Below are 1,934 nucleotides of genomic sequence, written 5' to 3'. Positions count from 1 at the left end.
GTTAATCATTGTCCAGTTACTGAAAAGGACGGCAAGCAAGGTTATTTTGATTTTGGAGCTGTCAGTCTTCCGCTAGGACTCATTAATCAAAACATTATCTTCTTTAACAAAGAGGATATAGATGAAGTGCTCTTCTTTGGTTACATCGATCGTCGTTTTCAAGACTTTTTGAGTCGTTATGATGAGGAAGTCTCAAGAATCAGCTATGACCACTTTAGTGTAGATGATTTTAAAAAATGACATACAAATCCTAGGATTTCATTCTAGGATTTTCTATATGGTGAGAAAATGTTATAATGAAGATTAAGTAGAATAGTCACTGATGTGACCTATCTGAAAAGGACCAGGAAGTATTGACAGCGGTAGCAATGACCTTATCAGGACATCCGGTGTGGATCTCTGTTTAAGTCGCATCTATCCTTTGGGTAGTGTTGTCGAACTTGATCGTGAGCTCCTTCCTAAGGATTTGGTTGAGTCATTTGAAAGCGAACAGATGGACTTTTTTGTAGTTCTTTCAGGTCGTCGAGTTGATTTGGCAAACGAACATTATGTGGATTATGTTGGTCATGGCTATCCGTTTGGATTGGGCTTATCAATAGGGTGGTAAAATATGGAAATACAATTACAATTGCGTGGAAACTCAGAAGGATTTATCCTTCAGTCAAAATTACCTGATGATGAACATTGGACTGAAAGAATTGAAATCGTTCAAGAAGAGGAAGGTTACCGTCTCTATGCAAAAGATGTAGAAATTCTTGTCTTGAAAGAATCAGAATATATTTCTAAAAGAAAAAGAATAGTCGCAAGAGGGTTAAATAAGGATTTGATTTATTCTGAAGAAGAAAGATTTGAACATTTATGGGAACAAGCATACTGGCATGGAGTTTTTCAATTCAATTTAAATAACTATGAAATGACGCGTGTAGGTTCAGGTAGTAAAGGAGATATTTTACCTGTCACAAAAGATGGCATTCCGATTGCCGTTTATGCTGCAAGTAATATTGCAATTGCTGGAAAGAGAAACTTTTCTCTCTATACTGAAAATATTGACGAAATTGACAATTTACTGATGTTTTACGTAATTAATTATATTAGGGGATATGACTTTTTAAATATTGATTCTTTATCTGCAAGATATCGTTTCTTTTATCAATTCGATGATCGCTCAGCTATAACGAAGGAACATTTAGATATGCTTCCAGAGGAGAGAAGACCTTCTAAGTTAGAGGCGTTTATCATTTATTTTTTATCAGCCTTCCTTGTTGTAGGTGTAAGCTTGGTATCATTACGCCCTTTGTTCTCACTTATAGTAATACTACTGATACATTCTATTTATAATATCATAAAGAATTGGAGAAATAGAGATGAATAGTAGGTTATTTACTTATTAATTTTATATTGATGCAGCATTAAAAGGAATCTTAAAAAAGGAGCCAATAGTCTAATCAAAGGCATGAGAGGATGGTTTAAATGATACTGGAACGAATTAAAAAAACATTTGAATTTCAAAGAAGTAGAATAAAGGGACCGGTTCCTCTGTGGGGGGTGTTAAATGGGATTTTTATTTTGTATCCCTTGGTATTTACAGGATTTTGGCTTGCAGGATTAAGGATTTTAAAAAATCCTGCCTTACATCAAGGCTTGATTATTACAGGGATTGTTGTTTGGATTTTAAATCTGGTATTTTTACTGGATCTTAGACGAGGAATTTTAACTAGCTTTGGAACCTATCTCATGTATCTGACTGGCCATGTTTATGCCATCATTGCTTTCAATAGTTTGAGTGGGGATCATAGTTTTATCGGTTTAAAGCTATCCCTCCCTCTTATTCAATCCATTATTGTTATAGTCGTCATGAGCTGTTTGGTCAATTTAGACTCTGAAGAAATTATCTCGCAGAAGGCCAGCAAAGTTATGCTTAACTTTGTATTCGC

3 protein-coding genes and 1 pseudogene are annotated in these 1,934 nt (G+C 34.9%); all 4 read left to right on the top strand.

The window, feature by feature from the left end:
- On the top strand, positions 1–240 hold a 240-nt coding region (locus HMPREF2701_RS00780), incomplete at its 5' end, for a DUF4176 domain-containing protein (protein ID WP_070481813.1).
- A 151-nt stretch (positions 241–391) separates the two neighbouring features.
- Positions 392–607: a DUF4176 domain-containing protein gene (locus HMPREF2701_RS00775; RefSeq protein WP_049493685.1), complete on the top strand. Its 216-nt coding sequence runs from the start codon at positions 392–394 to the stop codon at positions 605–607.
- Positions 608–610: 3 nt separating this feature from the next.
- Positions 611–1,372, top strand: a complete 762-nt coding sequence (locus HMPREF2701_RS00770) for a hypothetical protein (RefSeq protein WP_049493683.1) — start codon at positions 611–613, stop codon at positions 1,370–1,372.
- A 98-nt stretch (positions 1,373–1,470) separates the two neighbouring features.
- A pseudogene (locus HMPREF2701_RS00765) lies at positions 1,471–1,934 on the top strand (hypothetical protein); the annotation flags it as partial.

It is taken from the genome of Streptococcus sp. HMSC077D04 (genome assembly GCF_001808785.1).
GTDB classification, from domain to species: domain Bacteria; phylum Bacillota; class Bacilli; order Lactobacillales; family Streptococcaceae; genus Streptococcus; species Streptococcus mitis_BX.
The sequence above is the reverse complement of the archived record's forward strand: the minus strand, read 5'-3'. Positions and strand labels throughout refer to the sequence as shown.